The sequence below is a fragment of the Prosthecobacter sp. genome (assembly GCF_046154365.1).
Classification (GTDB): Bacteria; Verrucomicrobiota; Verrucomicrobiia; order Verrucomicrobiales; family Verrucomicrobiaceae; genus Prosthecobacter.
This window is the reverse complement of record NZ_JBJXFV010000224.1, coordinates 15,223-34,944: the sequence shown is the minus strand read 5'-3', so window position 1 is coordinate 34,944 and position 19,722 is coordinate 15,223. Positions and strand designations below refer to the sequence as shown.

The window sequence follows — 19,722 nt, the reverse complement described above, 5'->3', positions numbered from 1 at the left end:
GGCAGAGGAGCAAAGGGCGCAGAGTTTTGAATCAAAAATCTCTGCTGACTCTGCCTCTTTGCCCCTCTGCGGCAAACCCGAATGACCCTCAGCTTTATTCATCACCATGGAACTCGATCTCACCGGCCCCTATCGCGAAGACGCCTACATGATCCTCGCCGGACTCGTCACACCGCGTCCCATCGCTTTGACGACCACCGTCGATCTCGAGGGCCGCGTGAACGCGGCACCGTTCAGCTTTTTCAATGTGCTGGGCGACTCACCACCCATCGTCGGCCTCTGTCCCGGCGACCGCTCTCCCGGTGTGCCGAAGGACACGGCGCGGAACATCCGTCTGACCCATGAATTCGTCGTGAACCTCGTGGATGAGGCGATTGCGGAGAAAATGAACCTCTGTTCGGCCTCATTGCCGCCCGGTGAGAATGAACTTCAGCATGCTGGGCTCACCGCAGTGGCCAGCAGCGTCGTCAAACCACCGCGCATCGCCGAATCTCCCGCCAGCCTCGAATGCCGCAGCCACAGCATCATCGAGATCGGCGACAACCGTCTCATCATCGGTGAAGTCCTCCGCGTTCATGTGCGCGACGACATCTTCGATCCCGAGACGTGGCTCGTGAAGCCCGGCACCTACCATCCCATCGGCCGCATGCAGAGTCCGCACTGGTATTGCCGCACGCGCGACATGTTTGAGCTGAGAAGGCCGAGGTGATGTCGCTCACGCCAGCCACTGTGCGGCGTTCATGATGACATGACCGGTGGCGATTCGTTCAAGCCGTCATTTCAAATGAGGGGGATGCAGCCGAGGTTCACCCCTCCGCAAAGTAGTCCTCATCCGCCCGCTTGAGTACGTAGGTTTCACGCGTGGAGACGCCGACGCCGTAGTCGATCATGAGTTCGGCAAGTCGCTGGCCGTTGATGAGGACGATCTTGTGGCTGACTTGATGGACGAATTCACGGGCACCGGGAGCAAAGTCACTCGTGGTGATGAAGATGCCTTTGTGCGCCTTGTGGGCGGAGAGGGAGCCAACGAACTCGCGGAGAGAACCTACACCCACATTGCCTTCCCAGCGCTTCGCCTGCACATAGACGGCATCCAGGCCCAGACGATCTTCATTGATCACACCGTCGATACCGCCGTCGCCGGAGGCTTTGGTGACGGTGCCAGCTTCGGCGCGGGAGCCGCCGTAGCCCATTGCCAGTAGGAGATCGACGACGAGTTTCTCAAAGAAGCCGGATGGCTTCGCCATGATGCGCTCCAGCAGCTCGGCGGCGAGGTTGGCCCGCAGTGTGGCATAACCATTGGCGATGGCTTCCTCGGGCGACAATTGCTCTTCCTCGTTGTCGGGGGTTGGCGTGGGAGTGGGGGGCGGATAGGGCACTGCCTCCGAGACCGCCTTCCGCCATGCCTGATACTTGGGGAACTGCATCAGCACGCTTCAGATTACATGTCAGCAATCAAGCCATGCTTCCGAGCCATTTTATCATTCAGAACTGCAACTGAGTTGGCACCCAACGCCCAAGTCTTGATGGTGGAGTGCAGGGCTATCTTGAGCGCATCATCAAGGGGTGGCAGCCACTCGTCCCGATGCCCATTAATCACTACGATCAAACGAAACTCGGCAAGCTTGAGATCAAGATCACGGAAAGCTTGAGGTAATTCGTTCTCAGCAGCGAGATGCCTGCCCAGCATGGACGCGAGTCCCAAACTCAGCCCGTTAAGCAGTTTGTCCCGTAGTTCGCCGATGAATTCATCGAACCTCTGTGGATCGGCCACCTTCTGCGGTGAGCTTTTTTTGGCTTCAACGATCCAGACTTGTCGCTTGCCTTGGCTATCCCGGATCAACAGGAACTCAGCCATCATGACCCCCTCTTGGATGGCCTTATAGGTCTCGCTTGTTTCGATGCGGAAACATTCGGCCTCGCCGAAGGGACCGAAACTCATGCCTGACTCAGGGATCGTGATTTCACTCATCGTAGTGCTAGGTTCACTTGTTCTTCATAAAGACGAACCGACTCAGAAATGATTGGGTTGTCCGGCATTCCATCCTTGAGGTCTGCCGCTGACCAGCCTTCGGCATTGGCGGAGATTACGGGAATAGACATGCCTTTCTCCTGGGCGATGAGGAACAGCTTTTTCACCACAAAGTAAGAGTGGCTTGCGATGAAGAACTGAAGGCCCCGTTCTGCCAGCAGAGAGACAATATCGAGCAACTTTGAGATTGCAGTCGGATGGAGGGCTGATTCCAGTTCGTCGATGAACACGATGGACTCTGTGTCCAGATAGCGGTTGCTCAACAGGGTCTCTAGTATGGCGATCTTCTTCACACCTTCGGCTGTCACCCCCATCGTGAACCAGTCCTCACCTTGATTGAAGTTCCATCGAGTCTTGCCCGGTTCATAATGGACCTTGCCCGCGATTAACTCCTTCAGGTTCGACCTCGATTGCATGAATTCTTTGATCTGATTGCCCGAGGTGCCTTGTTGGAGTAGTGCGCGGGCGAGGTCGTAGTAGGTGTCGTCAAAGCCAAATACCTGATCATTGTCACGCGATTTCAGGATGATGCTATGCAGCGAGAGAATTTCCTTGGCTGGCAGGAATATCGAGTTGCTCGGCCTCGGCGGCGCGTTGTTCACAACCGTGAGTCTAGGTTCGGCTAGGCGCTCCAGCGTGAAGTTGAAATCATGCCCGTTAAAGGTCATTTCAAAGCGCAGTGCTGCCTCAGCTCCTCGGGACACCAACTTTGCCACATCATCTTCTTGAAAAGTCCAGTGTAGCTTTGGCCCCAGGATTTCGGCGGCTGTAAAAGGAACATCTCCTCGCTGATGCTCCTCCATCGTTCTCATGGCGGAATAGAGCGCTTTGAGCAGGAACGTCTTGCCTGCGCCATTCCCTCCGATGACCAGGTTGATGCTCCCCAGCCCGTTCCAATTCAGGTTCGTCAGCGGGCCGAAATTGTTGAGTGTTGTCTGTGTGATCATGGTCTTGGGGACTATCTAAAGGCAGATGGTGGTAAATCAAACACTCGCCCTGTAGTGCGCACTCACTTCGCCGGGAGCCACTGCGCCGCGTCGATGATGACGTGGCCGGTGGTGCCTTCGTTGCGGATTTCGAGCCAGCCGGTTTTGCCTTTCTCGAAGCGGAAGGTGCCGAGGGACTGGAGGACTTCTTTTTCGGCGGCTTTCTTCTTCTGGTTCACGATGACGGTCTTCTCACCATCGGCGTGGTGGATGATGACGGGGACGTTGTCGGCACGGTTGGCGAGGGCGGTGTAGGTGATGGCGACGCGATACTGGCCGGCGGCGGGGAGATCGGGTGTGAAACGGGCTTTTTGCTCGCCTTTGAGGCTGTCGCTGTCGTGGCGGTAGCCTTCGCCGACGAAGCCGGGTGTGGTGTGGCCTTCGGACGTGAAACCGGTGAGTTTGGCCTCGCTGTCATCGACGACGATGCCGCCGAGTTTCTCTTTGGTGATCGAGGCGTGTTCTGGTGCCGGTGGTGATTCGAAATCGAGCATCTGGCCGTCGGCGAGGAGGCGCTCTTTGAGCTTGGCGAGGTCGATTTCCTGCAAGGCTTTGCCGGAGTCGATGGCAATGACGGCGGCGGTGGCGGCGCTCTGCCCCATGACCATGAAGACGGGCTCCATGCGGATGCTGCCGTAGGCGATGTGGGTGGCGCTGAGACAGACGGGGACGAGGAGGTTGCTGCACTCGTCGGCTTTCGGCGTGATGCTGCGGTAGCTGATGGGATAGGGCCGTGTGCCGATCTGGATGTCGCCTTCATTGCGGACGAAGCCTTCCTTGGTGATGTAACGCTGCACGTTGTGTGAGTCCATGTTGTAGGCACCCATGCCGACGCTGTCTTCGATGATTTCGCGGCGCTTGCAGTTCTTCTCGCTCATGACGTAGCCACCGATGAGCCGGCGTGCTTCGCGGATGTAGAGCTGGCGCGGCCAGTTGCCGTTGTCGGTGAACTCGTCCTTGGCGAGGCCGAGTTTTTGGAAGGCAGCACGGATTTTCTCCGGCACACGCGGATGGTGCGCGTAGGTCCACATCAGCCCCTTCTGCCAGTCTTCGTGCGCCTGCCAAATCTTCGCGCGGGTGGCGTAGTCGGCGTCGGGGTAGTCGAAATTTTGGCCGATGAAGTCGCTGCTGATGGCGAAGTTGTTGTTGGTGTCGGTTTTTCGATTTGGCATCCACGTCGGCGCCCAGGAGATGCGCGCGTCACCGGCCTCGACATTGCGCAGGGCGAGTTCGAACCACTTTTCTTCGTAGTTCGCGGGCTTTTCCCAGTCGCGGCGATTTTCCGGCACGTCGGTGGTACACATGCGGAAGTTGTAGGCCTGGAGTTTGCGGTCGCCGGTTTCGTCTTCGCCGATGTCGCCTGGATCAATGCCTGGGAGTACGCCGCTCTTCGGATCGCCGGGTTTCACATAGGGATCGACGTTCTTGATGAACTGGTGATGAATCGTCTTAACCTTCTGCACGCCGTTGATGGTCTCGCCATACATCGCGTTCGCCTCGCGGCCGACGGCGTAGCTCACGCCGGCCTTCGCCATCAAATCGCCCTCGTAGGTGGCGTCGATGAACATCTTACCCTCAAACGTGCGTCCGCTCTCCATGATGATCTTGGTGATGCGGGTGCCGTTTTTAACGACGCCCTGCTTCAAATCGAGGCGTTCGCTGAACACGACGGTCACCTTGTCCTTCACGGCTGCCAGCATGGCGTCGTAGATCTCGGTCGCGGCATGCGGCTCGAAGGTCCACATGGTGTCCTCGCTGCCGGTGTTGCCATGAAGTTTTTTGGCGAAGTATTCCTCGCGCGTCTGCTGCTGCCACTGCGCGGGATCGCTGTAGTACTTGAAGACGTTGGCATAAAACTCCCGCGACATGCCGCCGATGGCTTTCTTGTTGCCGATGTCCGTGGCACCGAGGCCGCCGGTGGTCAGGCCGCCGAGGAATTTGGTGGGTTCGATGAGCACGGCGGTTTTGCCCATGCGTGCAGCCTGGATGGCGGCGGTGATGCCGCCGGAACTGCCGCCATAGACGACGATGTCATACGAATCGGCCGCAGTGAGCGGTGTGGCGGCTGCGAGCGTGGCAAGCAGGAGGGCAGGGAGGAGCTTCATGGTGGCGCACCCCAGCGCAAGCTGGGCGGTATTGCAACTGCGGTGATGGTTTGTGACGGGCGAAGAAAAAATGAATCGAATAGGCTGCCAGAGACGGCGTCAGAGTGCGGGACAAAATTCACACCACCACCCCATGAAGACATCCCTCGTTCGCACGCTGACCATTGGCACTTTGCTGCTGACTTTCACCCTGACCTCCTGCGCTGATCCGTATGGTTACGGCTATGGCCCAAGCTACGGTGGCGGGTATGGAGGTGGATACGGTGGTGGTGGATACGGTCGTCCACCAGCCCAAGGTGCGGTGACGGGCGCTTTGCTCGGTGCTGCGGCGGGTGGCATCATCGGCAATCAAAGCCGTCGTGGCCTCGAAGGCGCGGCCATCGGTGGTTTGCTGGGTGCTTTTGCGGGTGGCATGATGCAAAACAGCCGCCAGCAGCGGAGTTACGGCCAGTCGAATTGCAATTCGGGCTACAATCAAGGTTACAACCAGGGCTATTATGGCCAGCCGAGCTACCAGCAAGGCTACGGCTACGGCCAGCAGAACGGCTACAGCCCGAACTACGGCTACGGCCAGCAGTCGAGCTGCAATCCTTACTCGTTCGGCACCTGGCAGTAAAAACAGCGGCACAGCAGGCGTTTGAATCGCGGCGGTTTTCCCGCCGCGATTTTTTTATACCCATCATGTCCGCCAACGCCGCTGCTTCCGACTCCGCCTATCCATCCCCTGGCCCCTCCACCGCTCGTTGGTGGCAAAATGAAGACTGGCTCGCGGTTTTGGCCGCGCTGCCGATCTTGATCGCGGTGGCGAAGGGGTGTAGCCCGAAGATGCCATCACTGGGCTGGACCGGTGCCGCAGATGCGGCAAAGGCGTTTTCAGCGGACAATCTCGCGCTCAGCGGCGTGTTGCTGGCGGTGTTTCTTGGCATTTCAGTGCTCGCGCTGGGGGCCTCGCTCGGAAAGCGGGTCGTTTCATTTCTCGGCGGTGCGGTGGTGGTGTTTGTGTTGGCGTGGTTGTCGCAGTGGATCGCCAATCATGCGAGCATCAAGGCGTGGGGTCTCGAATACGTCGTGTTCGCGCTCGGTTTGGGCATGCTGTGGAGCCACACGCTGCCGGTGCCCGCATGGCTGCGCGAGGCGGTGCGCACGGAGTTTTTCATCAAAGTCGGCATCGTGCTGCTCGGTGCCACGATTCTGCTGCCGGAGATGATGAAGGCGGGCATGCCGGGACTGATCCAAGCGGCACTGGTCATTCCGGTGGTGTGGTATGCGTGTTTCTTCATCGCCAGGAAACTGAAGGTGGATGACGAGTTCGGCGTGATGCTTTCGACGGCGGTTTCGATTTGCGGTGTCTCAGCGGCCATCGCCGCATGCGGAGCGATTCAAGGGGACCGGAAGAAGCTGTCGTATGTGACTTCGGTGGTGCTGCTGTGCGCGGTGCCGATGATGATTCTGATGCCGGTGGCGGTGCAGAAGCTTGGTTTGTCCGAAGCCGTGGGCGGCGCGTGGATCGGCGGGACGCTCGATACCAGTGGTTCTGTGGCCGCAGCGACCGAACAAGTCGGCAAAGAGGCCACGAAGGTCGGTGTAATCGTCAAACTCTCGCAAAACGTGCTGATTGGCGTGGCGGCGTTCATTTTGTCCGTGTGGTGGACGATGCGCGGTGGCAAGGATGGTGCGACGAAGGGCCAAAAGCCGTCCATTGGCGTGATTTGGGAGCGTTTCCCGAAGTTCGTGATCGGCTTCGTGATCGCCTCCATCGTGTTTTCGTATTTCGTGCCGACCGCCGTGGCCGAGGCGGCCAGCAAGCCGCTCAAAGGTCTGCGTGAAGTGTGGTTTGCCGCTGCGTTCGTCTGCATCGGCCTGGAGACGCGGCTCGGAGAACTTTTCAAGCTCGGTGGCGGTCGTCCAGCGATTGCCTTCCTCGGTGGTCAGGTCTTCAACATCGCGTGGACGTTGGTGCTGGCGCTGTGGCTGTTCGGCAAGTGATCAGATCTCAAACGAGACCGACTCGCGCGAGCGCTCCTTCGCGATAATTTGCGCCACGGTGTGCTCGGAGAACCATTGCGCGACCTGATCACGCAAGCCGACGAAGATTTGCCCCAGCGCGTCATGATCCGCGCCGGGGATCGGATCAAAGGGGCCGTCGAACAGCGTCACGACCTCGCCCAGCGTGATGCGAGCCGGATGCGTGACGAGCTGGTAGCCGCCGCCCACGCCGCGCTTGCTGCGCAGCAGGCCGCCGTTTTTGAGGGCCAGCAGGATTTGTTCGAGGAACTTCAGCGGGATGCGTTCGTTGCGGGCGAGATCCTGGATGGAGAAGTTCGTGCCTTCGCGCTCACGTCCCATCGCCACGAGGGCGCGGAGGGCGTATTCGGCTTTTTTCGAGAGCTTCATGGGCGCTTAGAGGAGATCTGCCTGCTGGAGCAGTTCGGCGGCCCAGGCAGTGTCCTCAGCATTCAGCGGCTGCGGCAGCGGACGGGTGTAAGCTGTCTGCCAGTAGCGTCCGGTCTGGTAGCAGCGGTCGATGAGCGGCTGGAGGTCGAGGATCACATCCTGGTCAGTCGGGCGCAGAGGGATGCGGATGGGTTTTAAACGTTCGCGCAGGGGGAGATGGTAGATTTCGCGTTGTTTGGGCGCGGAGTCACGGACCACGCAGACGAGGTAGCGCGCGCTGCCGTTGGCAGGCCGCAGCATGTCGGGAGACACGGCGACCGTGTGGCTGCCAGACAGCAGGAGGTCGATCTCGACCAAATTGACGTGGCTTTCGAGATAGCGATGCTGGCGCAGCTTGTACTCCTGGCGTTCGTGCCCTTTGTTCGAGGGACTGAGCAGCTCGATGGCGGTGACGAGACGACCAGTGCGGTCGGTGATTTCCAGCCAGCGCGGCGGAATCTCCTCCTCCGCGACGATCAAGTCCGGCTCGGCCAGCAAGGCACCGCCGGTTTCCTGCGGCTGCCATTGCGGTGGGACACCCTGCTTCCAGGATTCGATGACCGAGACATCGGGCCTGCGCCTTGAGGGGCGGTCTGTGTCAGCGTTACCAATGGTCACACCTTCCTCCGTACGCACCCGCAGATCTGGCGGCAAAGCCTCATTGATCGCATCCTTGATGTAGGTCAGTAGCGTTGAGTGCGCGTTTTCCCAGCCCAGTTCAAGCCAGGGATTCATGCCGGGGAAGGGGTTTTCGAGTTTCATGACGTGCCGACGTTAGCGCATTGGATGAGCAGTGGCAAAATCGAAGTGCAAAGCGGGAGATACTGTGCTTCGGCTGTGAACCGCATGAGCGACGATTTTTTCGCCCCACCACCCTCGGAGCCGCCTCGTGCTGCTGCGGCGGTGCATCATGCGGGCGCGCCACTGGCCGCGCGGATGCGACCGCGCACGCTCAATGAGTACGTCGGGCAGCAGCACATCCTGGCGGAGGGCAAGCTGCTGCGTCGTGCGGTGCAGGCGGATCGTTTCTCCTCGCTCATCCTCTATGGACCACCGGGCGTGGGAAAGACGACGCTGGCGCACATCATCTCGCAGGAGACGAAATCGCGTTTCGTCACGCTCAGCGGTGTGGAAAGCAGCGTGGCGGACATTCGCAAGGAGGCGGAGCATGCTTCGCAGCACCAACGACTTTATAACAAGACGACGATCCTCTTTGTGGATGAGATTCATCGCTTCAACAAGGCGCAGCAGGATGTGCTGCTGCCCCATGTGGAGCGTGGCACCGTGCGGTTCATCGGCGCGACGACGCACAACCCGTTCTTCTATGTGAACAGCCCGCTGGTGAGCCGCTCGCAGGTGTTCACGCTGGAGCCGCTGGGCATCGCCGACCTCGAAGCACTCATGGATCGTGCCTTGAACGATGTAGAGCGCGGTTTGGGCAGCATGAAGGCACGGATTGAGCCCGATGCGAGACATCACCTCGCCACCGTGGCCGATGGCGATGCGCGACGCTGCCTGAATGCGCTCGAACTGGCCGTGCTCTCGACGCTGCCGGATGCTGCGGGCGAAATCGTCATCACCTTGGCTGCTGCTGAGGAGTCCGTGCAGCAAAAGACGGTCGTCTATGACGGTGATGGCGACGCGCATTACGACACGATCAGCGCCTTCATCAAAAGCATGCGAGCGTCCGATCCCGATGCGGCGCTTTACTGGCTGGCGAAAATGCTCTACGCCGGGGAAGACATCCGCTTCATCGCCCGGCGCATCGTCATCGCCGCCAGCGAGGACATCGGCATGGCGGACAGCAACGCGCTGCGCGTGGCCGTGGCGGCGCAGCAGGCCGTCGAGTTCATTGGCATGCCCGAGGCGCGCATTATTCTGGCCCACGCGACGATTTACAACGCCACGGCTCCCAAGAGCAACCGCGCCTACACCGCCATCGACGCCGCGTTGGAGGATGTGAAAAACGGCCGCACCCTGCCAGTGCCGAAGCATCTGCGCGACGCGCACCACAAGAAAGCCGCGAAGGAATTTGGACACGGGGAAGGCTACCTCTACCCGCACAACTATGAAGGCGGCTTCGTCCCCCAGCGCTGCCTGGAAGGCGGCCGCCAGTATTACGACCCGACGCCCAACGGCCTCGAAGGCCGGATCAAGGAGCGCCTCGATCACTGGCGGAAGCTTTGGGAAGAGCAGGCTCAGCAAGGATAGCCGACAAGCAGCCCAGACTGGTTATAAAGCGCTGCGGCATCAGTTGTTCACGATGGAGTGGCTACGGTTGTTAACTTCTATTGAACTTTAAAAGTATGTAAATTATGAATTATGTATTGAGGATATATGAAAATTACGGTAATATTTTCGTAATTCCAAAAATATCCAGCCATGTACAACTCACGTTTGCTGACCACTGGCCTCTGTGTCGCCTTCGCGGCCACGCTATCATCCTGCGCATTACCCAAGCAGCCGTTGCTCACCTACTTGCTCGAAAAGCAGCGCCCGAAAGCCGCCCCCCTCGAAACCGGCAAGAAATACGAGGTGCGAAAAGCGCTCGCCACACACATCCCGTTCCGCCCCAGCCAGCTCAAAGGCTACACCTTCGTCTTCAACGCGCCCAAGCCACCGCTCGTGCTCGCCTCGAATTCGCATCGCAAATCGCAGATGCGCGTCCGCACCACGGCCTACACGCACGATGAAAGCGATCACATCGTCTATGGCGTGAAAAACGCCGTCGGCACCAATTTGAAGTTCGGCAATGTGCGCAGCGCCGCCGCCGACTGGTCCCGCTTCCCGGTCGGCACGAAGTTCCGCATCGCCGGCCAGCCCGACGTTGTTTATGAAGTCGATGATTACGGCAGCGCCCTCGTCGGCACCGGCACCATCGATCTCTACAAGCCCAGCCAGTCCATGATGAACCACTGGGGTGTGCGCCATGTGGACATCGAGGTCATCAAGTGGGGATCCTATGAGCGCAGCATGCAGCTCATGCGCGACCGCACGAAATGGAAGCACGTCCGCGCCATGATGGAGGGCATCGAGGCCCGCCTGAGTACTGCCGGAATGCCAGAAGGCAAGAAGCCGGTCACGACCGCCTCGCTGTAAATCAGCGCCGCAGGGAAATCGGGCGATAATCCGCCGTGTGCATGTCGTTAGAAGGCGCACTCATGCGTGCCGCCATCCTTTTGCTTTTCCTTCTCGCCTTCAGTCACAGCCAGGCTCAGAGCAAAGCGGGGGCGCCGCCGCCCATCACACCGCGACAGATCGCGGCGGCCTTGCTGACGACCTCCCAGCCGCAGGAGCAAACCGCGCTGCAGGCCAAAGTCGTGCGCCTCTTTGGCCTCAACAATCTCACTCAGGGCCGCGCTGGCGCGAAGATCGAGGCCACCACCGTCGCCTGGGCCGTCATCGACCCCAAACCTGCCCGCGTCGTGCAGCAGGACGGCACCCTCATTGGCGACATGATCGCGCTCGGTGCGGATGGTCTCCAAGTGCTCGTCGCCGACATGCCGAACTTCACCGAGTTCGGCTATCGTGTTGAATCCGAAGGCATGCCGCGCCTCGCAGGCACCGTGCATGTGGAGCATTACGACTACACCGCCGACAGCCAGCCGCAGCCAGGCGTGCCGCAGGGCAGGCTCGAAAAGTTCGAATGGAAAACCAGCCAGGTCTTCCCCGACACCGTGCGCGATGTCACCGTCTATCTGCCCGCAGGCTTCCAGCCCGGCGAGGAAACCTGCCTCATGGTCTGGCAGGACGGCTCCCGCCACGTCGATCCCACCGGCTCCATGCGTGCCGCAGTCGTCTTCGACAACCTCATCCACCAAAAAGACATGCCCCGCACCGTCGGCGTCTTCATCGACCCCGGCCGCAAGCCCAAGCAAAAGCCCGGCGACAAAGCCGCGAATCGCAGCCTCGAATACGACTCCATCGGCGATGCTTACGCCCGCTTCCTCATCGACGAAATCTTGCCCGAAGTCGAACAGCGCTATCAAACCAAGTTCCGCCCGCAGCCCGAGGCCTGGGCCATCGCCGGCGGCTCCTCCGGCGGCATCTGCGCCTTCACCGTCGCCTGGGAGCGCCCGGACAAATTCCGCAAAGTCCTCTCCTGGGTCGGCTCCTTCGTCGATCTCAAAGGCGGGCACGTCTATCCCTCCCTCATTCGCCTCACCGAGCGCAAACCCCTCCGCATCTACCTGCTCGATGGCGAAAACGACCTCGACAACAAATTCGGCAACTGGCCCCTCGCCAACCAGCAGATGGCCGCCGCGCTCAAATACATGAACTATGACTTCCGCATCGATTGGACCCAGTGTTTCCACGGCAGCAAAGGCATGGCCCCCAGCCTCCCCGCCGCCCTCCGCTGGCTCTGGCGCGATGTGAAGTGAGCCGTGCGCATGGGCACGCTCTCATCATGATTTCGCTGCTCAGGCAGATCTCTCCTTTATTGAAATAGTCTCTTTGAATGAATGGTGAAAATTGCGTTTCCCAGTAAAATTAAATTCACATTTTTACTCGAACGTGCTATTTTTACTGCGCATTGAAAAATCAAGAAAACAGTAAAGGCGCAATCATACGCCACGAAAGCGAGTTGGTGGCCCACTTCCTGGAGCTTCTGGCTGCGGACCCTGACCTGAGTTGGCATTTTGTGTCGGCATCCACACCTCATCGACCAGATCGCATTGAGGTGGGACTCGATGGCAAGCGTATTGCATTCCGCCCCTTCTACGAACTCAAGCCCAGTCTCCTCTGGCTGGACACCCACCTGCCAGAGGACGGCACACCGCTGCTTCAGACCACTCCCCTGCCACTCATCGTTACTGCCGAAATAACCACCCGCGTGCTCAATCATTGCAAGCGCCACGGATTCTCCGCCATGGACCTCAACGGACGCGCTTATTTGCGCGCACCAGGCTTGCTCGTGGATCGCGGGCCGCTGCCCGGACGTTCGTTCAGCTACGAGCTGGAGCCGCGTAACATCTTCGTCGGCAAGAGCGCCCGTATCATTCGCTGCCTGCTCACCGACCGCGACCGCCTTTGGACGCAGGGCGAAATAGTTCCCCGAACCAAAGCCAGTTCCGGCCTCGTCTCACGCATCGTGCAGCACCTCATCAGCCAGGGCTTCGCCGAAAAGACCAGCGCCCGTGAGTTTCGTCTGCGTGATCCCCAGGCCCTCCTAGATGATTGGGTGGAGTCTGACCGCTTTGCCAAGCGCACCCGCACCACGTTTTACACTGGGTTCATCAACCGTCCGGAGGAGCTGGCTCGTCTTCTGCAAAGTTGGGCGAAGCAGGAATCTGCCGCCATCGCTTTCACCCAATGGATTGCCGCCTGGACTCGCCATCCGTTTACCGAACCCAGCATCTGCTCTGCCTATGTATCGCAACCACCGGACGCAGCCACCTTGGAACAACTGCGGCTTCGCCCCGTCACAGAAGGGGGCAATCTCTGGCTCCACTTCCCAGATGACGAAGGCATCCTGACCGAAACCCAGACGTGCAATGATCTGACGCTGGTCACCGATGCGCAGATCTATCTGGACCTTCAGCGCACCGGCCTGCGTGGCCCTGACGCCGCTGCTGCCCTGCGTGAGCGGGAAGACTTTTGCCGGTCATGAAATACGAGACCTATACCGAGTATGATCCGCACCACGTCGGTCTTGCCGAGAGTGCCTTCCTCACCGTCTGGTCCACTCTTGGCAGGTGGCGCGACAGTCTCGTGCTCGTCGGCGGACATGTGCCGAAGTATCTGTGCGGTGATCTTGCTCAGAAGCGTGACTTGCCACGTCCCGCCACACTGGATGTCGATCTCGGCATCGCTCTTGCCACCGACTCGGGCCAGTATGGCAATCTGCTTTGGGAACTCCAAGGTCAGGGATTCAGACCCAACCAAGCCCACCCGTCACGCTTCGAAAAAGTCATCGAAGGTTTCACCATCCCGGTCGATTTCCTCGTCGAAAAGCCACCACACACCACGGGCACCACCCAAGTCGAGGACATCACCGCAGGAATCTTGCCCGGAGTCGATCGAGCGCTCGCCACGGCGCGTCAAATCCTCGTCACTGGCGTGGACCTGCACGGAGCCGAACAGAAACTCACCGCTCGCATCTGCGAGGTCGGCCCATTCCTCGCTCTCAAGCTTCGTGCCTTCTGCGACCGCCAGCAGCCCAAGGACGCCTTCGACATCCTTTACACGCTCCGCCACTATGACGGTGGCACGGACGCCGCGATCACGGCTTTTGCCGAGGAAGTTCGCCTCGGCAATCCCGCTTGCCCGGATGCTCTGCGCACATTGAAGGAACACTTTACTTCGGAGACATCGCCCGGCCCGGTCAAGGCCAGCCACTTCGTGCTGGGGGCAGCCACACCCGGTGAATCTTCGGACAACCGCTTCATGCGACTACGTCTTCGGCAAGACATGGTCGATGCCGCCGCTCAATTGCTCAAGGCCGCCACCGAATGACCGCCGCCGCGTAAAGCTCGTCATCTCGACAAGACGACATGCTTCTCCAGCGGCAGCACTTCCTCCAACTGCTCCGCCTTCGCCAGATCGCGTGGTGTGATTATTTCGCGCTCCAGCGGGACCGGATCACCTGCGATGGCGCGGATGACCTGCGCGTGCGGTTTCCAGTCCAGATCTCCCAGCTTGACGATCTTGCCCAAGGCCTGGCCGGTGGCGGCTTTGAAGCCTTTGTAGATCAGCTCCGAGCAGTAAATCTTCTCGTCATCGAGTTCATACTGGATGTCATACGGCAGTCCGATGAATTTTTCCGCCGCAGTGATCATCGCGCCCACCTTCGGCTGGAAATCAGGCTTCAACCGGCACACCGCAAACGCATCCTCGCGTCCCTGATCGATCCAGCGATCCAGTCGTGTGATTCTCACCGGCCCGATCGCCTCCAGCACATACCAGACATCGTCCTGCTTCACCACGATGCCGCAATGCGAGTAAGGCGAGTGCGTGCAGCCCTCGATGGCGTCGATGACCGGAATGTGCGGCAGCGATTGAAACACGATGTCGCCCTGCCTGGGCATGTAACTCGTGATCGTGCCGGAAGAGACGCAGCCAGTGAGGAGAAGGTAAATCGACAGCTGCAGTGAATGCTTCATGACGGGAGCTTACCCAACCACCGCCATGTCTGTCACGCCTATTTGCCAACGATGAAGGTCAGCACATCGGCCACATCCTGGGCGGTGAGCACGCTTTCGAGGCCCTCGGGCATGATGGAAGTCGTCAGCGTCTTGAGTTCCTGAATGTCGGCACGCAAAACGACGATCTCGGCACCGCCGGGCAGGCGGATCGTGAGATTACCCGGCGTTTCAGACGCAAGCTGGCCGACGACCAGCGTCTTGTCCTTCCTCGTCACCTGCGTGGCCGCGTTGCGCTGCTCCACGGCGCGATTCGGATCAAAGATGGCCTCGATGAGCTGCTCACGCGGCTTGGTGGCGACCGTTTTCAAATCGGGGCCGACCTCGATGCCGAGTTCGCCGACTTTGTGGCAGATCATGCAGGCTTTTTGGAACACGGCGGCACCGCGTTTGGCATCACCGCTGAGTTTGACGACTTCTGCGCTGTATTGGGCGACGACCTTCTGCCGGTTCGGGTTGTTGTTCGTGATCACCGGCATCGCCGCGATGGCTGGAGCCTTTGAGGGTGCTTGCATGAGCAGAGGTTTCTCCAAATCGATGAAGACATCGTCACTCATGCTGCCAGTGGCGGTGAGTGTGGCAGCGCGAACCTGCGGTGCGTTGGGTTTGAGCAAGGCGAGCAATTCATCCGGCGTCATGCCGCCGAGCTGCATGATCGTGAACGCGGCCTGAATCCGCACCGCAGGTGCTTCCGTGAGCAGCTTCTTCAATACAGGAACGGCAGCCGCATCACCACGCTCAAGCAGCAGGCGCTGCGCCGTGTCACGCATCCAGCCATTCGATGATGCCATCGCAGCGACGGGATCGGGCATCGTAGTCCCGGCTTTAGCCGGTCCAGTCTTCGCGATGCGATAAATGCGCCCCTTGTCCTCGCCACCACGCAGATCGAGTCCCTTCGCGATCTCCGCCGGAATCCATTCCGGGTGCTCCAGCACCAGGCGATACATGTCCACGACATAAAGAGCACCATCCGGGCCGGTGCGGGCCATGCTGGGGCGGAACCAGTTGTCCTCGCTGGCGATGAACTCGCTCTCGGCATCGCCAGGATGACGTTTGCTCGTGATCGAAGCGCCCGCGAAGTTCAACACTTCGCGATGCACGAGATTGTTGGCCGGTTCGCAGATGAACATCACGTTTTCACCGTCCTTGCCGAAGGTCGTGTCACGAAACGGCATGGGCGAGCAGCCGGAGGTCAGCGTGTTGACGAAACTCGCCTGATTGAAGCGCCTCACCGGCGGACTGGCGGGAAACACACGCTTTTCGTCGTTCAGATTGCCGCGCAGCGACTTCGCCACGATTTCGGGATGGCGTTCCAAATAACGAAACGGCAGCCAGTAGTGCCAGCCGATGGTGCTGTTGTTATTGCCGAACCAGTTGCCGAAATCATCACGCCACTTGCCATACTGGCTGCGTCCGCCTTCGAGCGCGAATTCGCCCGTGCGCGGATCAAAGCGAAAATCATACGTGCCGAGCGCGATCTTTTTGCCCGTCTTCGCACAAGTGATGTCGCCGCCGCTGTCGCCATTCGCGCCGTAGAGCCAGCCGTCGAGCCCCCAGCAGAAGCCATTCACGAGATGCTGTGGATTGCCTGCCGTGAAGCCGGTGAACCACGTCTCGCGCTTGTCGCACTTGCCATCGCCATCCGTGTCCTCGGCGAAGAAGATGTCCGGAATGTTCGCGATGAAGACGCCGTTTTTCCATGGCACGAGGCCGGTGGGATGCTTCAAACCGTCGAGAAACAGCGACGCCTTGTCATAAACACCGTCGCCATTCGTGTCTTCGAGGATTTTGACGCGTCCGGTCTGCAGTTCGGACACCTTGTCCTGTCCCATGCTTCCATCCTTCGTCTTTTCGCCGGGAGCGAAGGGGTAATCGCCCATTTCCACGACCCACATTCTCCCTTTTGCGTCCCAGTCGATGAACACAGGATCTTGCACGAGCGGTTCATGCGCCACGAGCATCGCTTCAAAGCCAGGCTTTAGTTTCAGCGCCTTCAATGAGTCCTGCGGCGATCTTGGCGCGGGTCCGGGCACTTTGAGCAGCTCGGAGAAGGGGATGCGCTGCTTCGTCTCCGCGATCCACATCGCTCCATCGTGAAACGTGACACCATTGTCGCTACCATCGGCACGAACGATCAACGGCAGGCTGTTCGCGTCGCCCGCCTTGCCTTCGCGCAGCACCTGCGTCCAGCCTTCATCCCATTGCAGGTTCTTCTTGGCCCGCTCCTTCGGCACAAAGAGAAACACGCCATACTCACGCACATTCGAAACGACGATGTCCTCAAACTTGTCGCCGTTGAGATCCACAAATCGTGCCCCGCTGTTTGCCGCCTTAGCGGCCTCCGGCAGTTTTTGTTCCCGCATTTTCTCCGGCGGTTCGGTGCCGTTAAGGTGACTCAAACTCGCAAAGAGAAGCAGCAGCTTTTGAATGGATCGACACATAGCGTGGGTGGATGACAGCAACCAACGATGGGTGAAAGACACATTTCACCATCATTTCATGCCCGCTTCATCAAGGCTTCATGTCCCTGCTGAGCATGGGCGTCGTGAAACCGATCCTCCTCGCCCTCCTGGGAGCCAGCACCTTGCTGGCTCAAACCGTCAAACCCGTCACCACCGCCACGCTTGATGAAAGCGAGGTGCGCATCACCTACGGCGAACTCAAACGCCTCGTCGCCGCGACGTTGCCGAAAGAAAAACCGCCGGAGGTCAAACCAGCTCCTCCCGTCACTGCCGCACTGCTCGCTACCGCATATCATCTCGATGTCAAAGCGGGCACGATCACTGCCGAGATGCAGGTGGAGAACTTCGATGCCGCTTGGCACATGATCCCCATCACCGGCGCTGCCACTGGCGCGATCGCCGTTGAACCCAAAGACGCCCGCGTCGTTGTCACGGATGACCACCTCTGCCTCATCACGGATAAAACCGGCATGCAGAGCGTGAAGCTCACCTTCGCACTCGCCAGCGAAGGGCAGGGGACCACGCTGCATCTCGCCGCATCGCCTGTCGCCTCGCTCGAAGTCAAAGAACTGCCCGAAGGCAAAGCCCTGCGCCTCCAAACTGGCACCACGACGCAAACCCTCGTCACCGCAGGCATCACCGCCTTGCCCGCTGTAGGCGGAGAAATCACCTTCACCCTCGAAGACGCCCGCAAAGCGGCGCAACCCCCGCTCGCAGACTCCACCGACGACGCCATCGTCTCCACGGCCACTTACACGACTCAAGTCGTCCGTGATGGCTCCGTACTCACTGAAGGCACGATCACCGTGCGTCACGATCATCCCGTGAAGCTCATCCTGCAGCTCCCCGCAGCCGCAAAACTGCTGCAATGCCACGTCAACGGCGACCCCGTGCGCCCCACGCTTGGCGAAGCCAATCGCATCGAGATCCCGCTCGAAGATCCCGCCACCGATGGCGCTGAATCCGAGGTGAAACTCTCCTTCACCGCCACTGTCACGGCTTTGCAGGCTGCTGAAGGCGAACTCGACCTCGCCCTGCCGCAGACGCCGCTCTTTGCGAAGCAGATCGACTGGAACGTGCAACTGCCCACCGGCTACGATCTCAGCTTCACCGGCAACGCCGATCCCGTCACCGACAAACCCGCCAGCGCAGGCCTGCACCTCCGCAAAGCCCTCTGCCGCGATCAACAACCTCAAGCCCGCATCACCTACCGCAAACGCACCTCCAACTGACTCCGAACATTGAACCCTGAACATCGAACATCGAACTTTGAACATCGAACTTTGAACATCGAACTTTGAACATTGAATTATGAAACTCGCTCACCTCATCGCCATCGCCGTCATCTTCGTCTGCACCACTTTCGCCTGGTGGTTTCTTGGCGGCACCATCAACTACCGCACCAACCACGTCGCCAGCCAGACTGGCGACAGTGTCAGCGGCCGCTGGGGGCCGACTTTGATGCAAAAACATCCTGGAGCACGCTACACCTCATCCAGCGGCGGCAAGGTCACGCTCCAGCCTGCGAAGAGCGATGTGAAGGTCAAACTCGACTATCAGCCTGTGAAGATGGGCCTGCTCTGGCACCGCACCTATGGAGTCACATTCGATGGCAGCTACACCTTTACCAACAGCACCGCCATCACCCAGACGCTCGAGATCGACTTCGAACTGCCCAGCGCCAATGCCTTGCTCGACAAGATCAAGTTCACCCTCGGTGCCGGAGAAAAAGCGCGTGATTCCATCGCTGCTCCCGAGCAAGGCGTCATCACCGACAGCGTCCAACTCGCCCCCGGCGAGAGTATTCCCATCACCGTGAGCTATGAATGCCGTGGCATGGACTTCTGGCGCTACGCCTTTGCCGATGCCAGCCGCATCCGCGACTTCACGCTGACCATGAACACCGATTTCAGCGACGTGAACTTCCCCATCAGCTCTCCCACCGACCGTGAGCCTGTCGGAAAAGGCATGCAGCTCATCTGGAAATACGAAGACGCCATCTCCGCCCCCGGCATCGGCATGGAAATGCCGCGTGAGCTGAATGCCGGCCCCGTGGCCGCGCAGATCTCGTTCTACGCGCCGCTCTCGCTGCTGCTGTTCTTTGCCGTCATCATCATCACCGCCATCTCACGCGGCGTGTCGCTGCATCCGGTGAACTATGTCTTCCTCGCCGCCGGTTTCTTCGCCTTCCCGCTGCTGTTCTCCTACATGCTCGATGTCGTTCCCGTGCATCTGAGCTTCGTCATCGCTGCCAGTGCGTCCTTGCTGCTCGTCTGCGGCTACCTGCGTGCCGCCGCCGGAGAATTTCTCTTCCGTGTCTCTGTCGTCGCTCAGACGGCCTACATGGTGCTCTTCAGCTACAGCTTCTTCTTCAAAGGTCTCACCGGCCTCACGCTCACCCTCGGTGGCATCGTCACCCTCGGCGTTCTGATGGCCCTGACTGCCAAAGTGGACTGGAGCCAGAAGCTCGGCGCGGTGTCACCGCGTCTCGCATGAGTCATCCCAATCATGGAGGAACTGAGAATGGCGGAATGGAGAACTGAAAATGGCCCCAGACTCGCC

General features: G+C 59.7%; 18 protein-coding genes. 10 read left to right on the top strand and 8 right to left on the bottom strand.

The annotated features are described in order from the left end of the window. The first annotated feature begins 106 nt into the window (after window positions 1-106). A complete protein-coding gene (locus ACKVY0_RS28605) occupies window positions 107-709 on the top strand; it encodes a flavin reductase family protein (RefSeq protein WP_409218299.1) in 603 nt (200 codons plus the stop codon). A 97-nt stretch (window positions 710-806) separates the two neighbouring features. On the opposite strand, the gene ACKVY0_RS28600 is transcribed toward ACKVY0_RS28605, so the two are convergent. The 4 genes from ACKVY0_RS28600 to ACKVY0_RS28585 all read right to left on the bottom strand — a co-directional run bounded on the left by ACKVY0_RS28600 (window position 807) and on the right by ACKVY0_RS28585 (window position 5,123). Then, window positions 807-1,427: a restriction endonuclease gene (locus tag ACKVY0_RS28600; protein ID WP_409218298.1), complete on the bottom strand. Its 621-nt coding sequence runs from the start codon at window positions 1,425-1,427 to the stop codon at window positions 807-809. Window positions 1,428-1,441: 14 nt separating this feature from the next. Next, window positions 1,442-1,972 carry a hypothetical protein gene (locus ACKVY0_RS28595; RefSeq protein WP_409218297.1) on the bottom strand — a complete coding sequence of 177 codons (531 nt, stop codon included), beginning with the start codon at window positions 1,970-1,972 and terminating at the stop codon, window positions 1,442-1,444. Then, window positions 1,969-2,979: an AAA family ATPase gene (locus tag ACKVY0_RS28590; RefSeq protein ID WP_409218296.1), complete on the bottom strand. Its 1,011-nt coding sequence runs from the start codon at window positions 2,977-2,979 to the stop codon at window positions 1,969-1,971. The genes ACKVY0_RS28595 and ACKVY0_RS28590 overlap by 4 nt, the downstream gene beginning before the upstream one ends. A 62-nt stretch (window positions 2,980-3,041) precedes the next feature. Then, window positions 3,042-5,123 (bottom strand): FAD-dependent oxidoreductase, encoded by a 2,082-nt coding sequence (locus ACKVY0_RS28585; RefSeq protein ID WP_409218295.1) that lies wholly within the window; start codon window positions 5,121-5,123, stop codon window positions 3,042-3,044. 133 nt (window positions 5,124-5,256) lie between these two features. Here ACKVY0_RS28585 and ACKVY0_RS28580 point away from each other — a divergent pair, with 133 nt between their 5' ends. Further along, on the top strand, window positions 5,257-5,739 hold the full coding sequence (locus ACKVY0_RS28580; protein ID WP_409218294.1) for a YMGG-like glycine zipper-containing protein: 483 nt from the start codon (window positions 5,257-5,259) through the stop codon (window positions 5,737-5,739). Window positions 5,740-5,804: 65 nt separating this feature from the next. Further along, the gene (locus ACKVY0_RS28575) at window positions 5,805-7,109 is read left to right on the top strand and encodes a YeiH family protein (protein ID WP_409218293.1); all 1,305 of its coding nucleotides are present in this window, start codon (window positions 5,805-5,807) and stop codon (window positions 7,107-7,109) included. Here the strand turns inward: ACKVY0_RS28575 and ACKVY0_RS28570 are convergent, their stop codons facing one another. Beyond that, on the bottom strand, window positions 7,110-7,517 hold the full coding sequence (locus ACKVY0_RS28570) for an RrF2 family transcriptional regulator (RefSeq protein ID WP_409218292.1): 408 nt from the start codon (window positions 7,515-7,517) through the stop codon (window positions 7,110-7,112). It abuts the gene before it with no gap. A gap of 6 nt (window positions 7,518-7,523) precedes the next feature. Beyond that, window positions 7,524-8,318, bottom strand: coding sequence for a DUF4058 family protein (locus ACKVY0_RS28565; RefSeq protein WP_409218291.1), 795 nt, complete (start codon window positions 8,316-8,318; stop codon window positions 7,524-7,526). Between the two features lie 84 nt (window positions 8,319-8,402). Here ACKVY0_RS28565 and ACKVY0_RS28560 point away from each other — a divergent pair, with 84 nt between their 5' ends. The 5 genes from ACKVY0_RS28560 to ACKVY0_RS28540 all read left to right on the top strand — a co-directional run bounded on the left by ACKVY0_RS28560 (window position 8,403) and on the right by ACKVY0_RS28540 (window position 14,012). After that, on the top strand, window positions 8,403-9,767 hold the full coding sequence (locus ACKVY0_RS28560) for a replication-associated recombination protein A (protein WP_409218290.1): 1,365 nt from the start codon (window positions 8,403-8,405) through the stop codon (window positions 9,765-9,767). 171 nt (window positions 9,768-9,938) lie between these two features. Next, a complete protein-coding gene (locus ACKVY0_RS28555; RefSeq protein ID WP_409218289.1) occupies window positions 9,939-10,655 on the top strand; it encodes a 3D domain-containing protein in 717 nt (238 codons plus the stop codon). Between the two features lie 62 nt (window positions 10,656-10,717). Then, window positions 10,718-11,938: an alpha/beta hydrolase gene (locus tag ACKVY0_RS28550; RefSeq protein WP_409218288.1), complete on the top strand. Its 1,221-nt coding sequence runs from the start codon at window positions 10,718-10,720 to the stop codon at window positions 11,936-11,938. A gap of 260 nt (window positions 11,939-12,198) precedes the next feature. Next, a complete protein-coding gene (locus tag ACKVY0_RS28545) occupies window positions 12,199-13,167 on the top strand; it encodes a hypothetical protein (RefSeq protein WP_409218287.1) in 969 nt (322 codons plus the stop codon). Then, window positions 13,164-14,012 (top strand): hypothetical protein, encoded by an 849-nt coding sequence (locus tag ACKVY0_RS28540; protein ID WP_409218286.1) that lies wholly within the window; start codon window positions 13,164-13,166, stop codon window positions 14,010-14,012. The genes ACKVY0_RS28545 and ACKVY0_RS28540 overlap by 4 nt, the downstream gene beginning before the upstream one ends. A 20-nt stretch (window positions 14,013-14,032) precedes the next feature. Here ACKVY0_RS28540 and ACKVY0_RS28535 read toward each other — a convergent pair whose 3' ends face one another. Continuing rightward, the gene (locus tag ACKVY0_RS28535; protein ID WP_409218285.1) at window positions 14,033-14,659 is read right to left on the bottom strand and encodes a YiiX/YebB-like N1pC/P60 family cysteine hydrolase; all 627 of its coding nucleotides are present in this window, start codon (window positions 14,657-14,659) and stop codon (window positions 14,033-14,035) included. A 38-nt stretch (window positions 14,660-14,697) separates the two neighbouring features. Further along, window positions 14,698-17,139: a PVC-type heme-binding CxxCH protein gene (locus tag ACKVY0_RS28530; RefSeq protein WP_409218284.1), complete on the bottom strand. Its 2,442-nt coding sequence runs from the start codon at window positions 17,137-17,139 to the stop codon at window positions 14,698-14,700. 80 nt (window positions 17,140-17,219) lie between these two features. Between ACKVY0_RS28530 and ACKVY0_RS28525 the strand changes: the two genes are divergently transcribed. Together ACKVY0_RS28525 and ACKVY0_RS28520 are read left to right on the top strand one after the other, a co-directional pair. Continuing rightward, window positions 17,220-18,392 carry a hypothetical protein gene (locus ACKVY0_RS28525; RefSeq protein ID WP_409218283.1) on the top strand — a complete coding sequence of 391 codons (1,173 nt, stop codon included), beginning with the start codon at window positions 17,220-17,222 and terminating at the stop codon, window positions 18,390-18,392. Between the two features lie 79 nt (window positions 18,393-18,471). Next, entirely contained in the window at window positions 18,472-19,656 is a 1,185-nt protein-coding gene (locus ACKVY0_RS28520; RefSeq protein WP_409218282.1) for an inner membrane CreD family protein, read from the top strand. The last annotated feature ends 66 nt before the right edge of the window (window positions 19,657-19,722 follow it).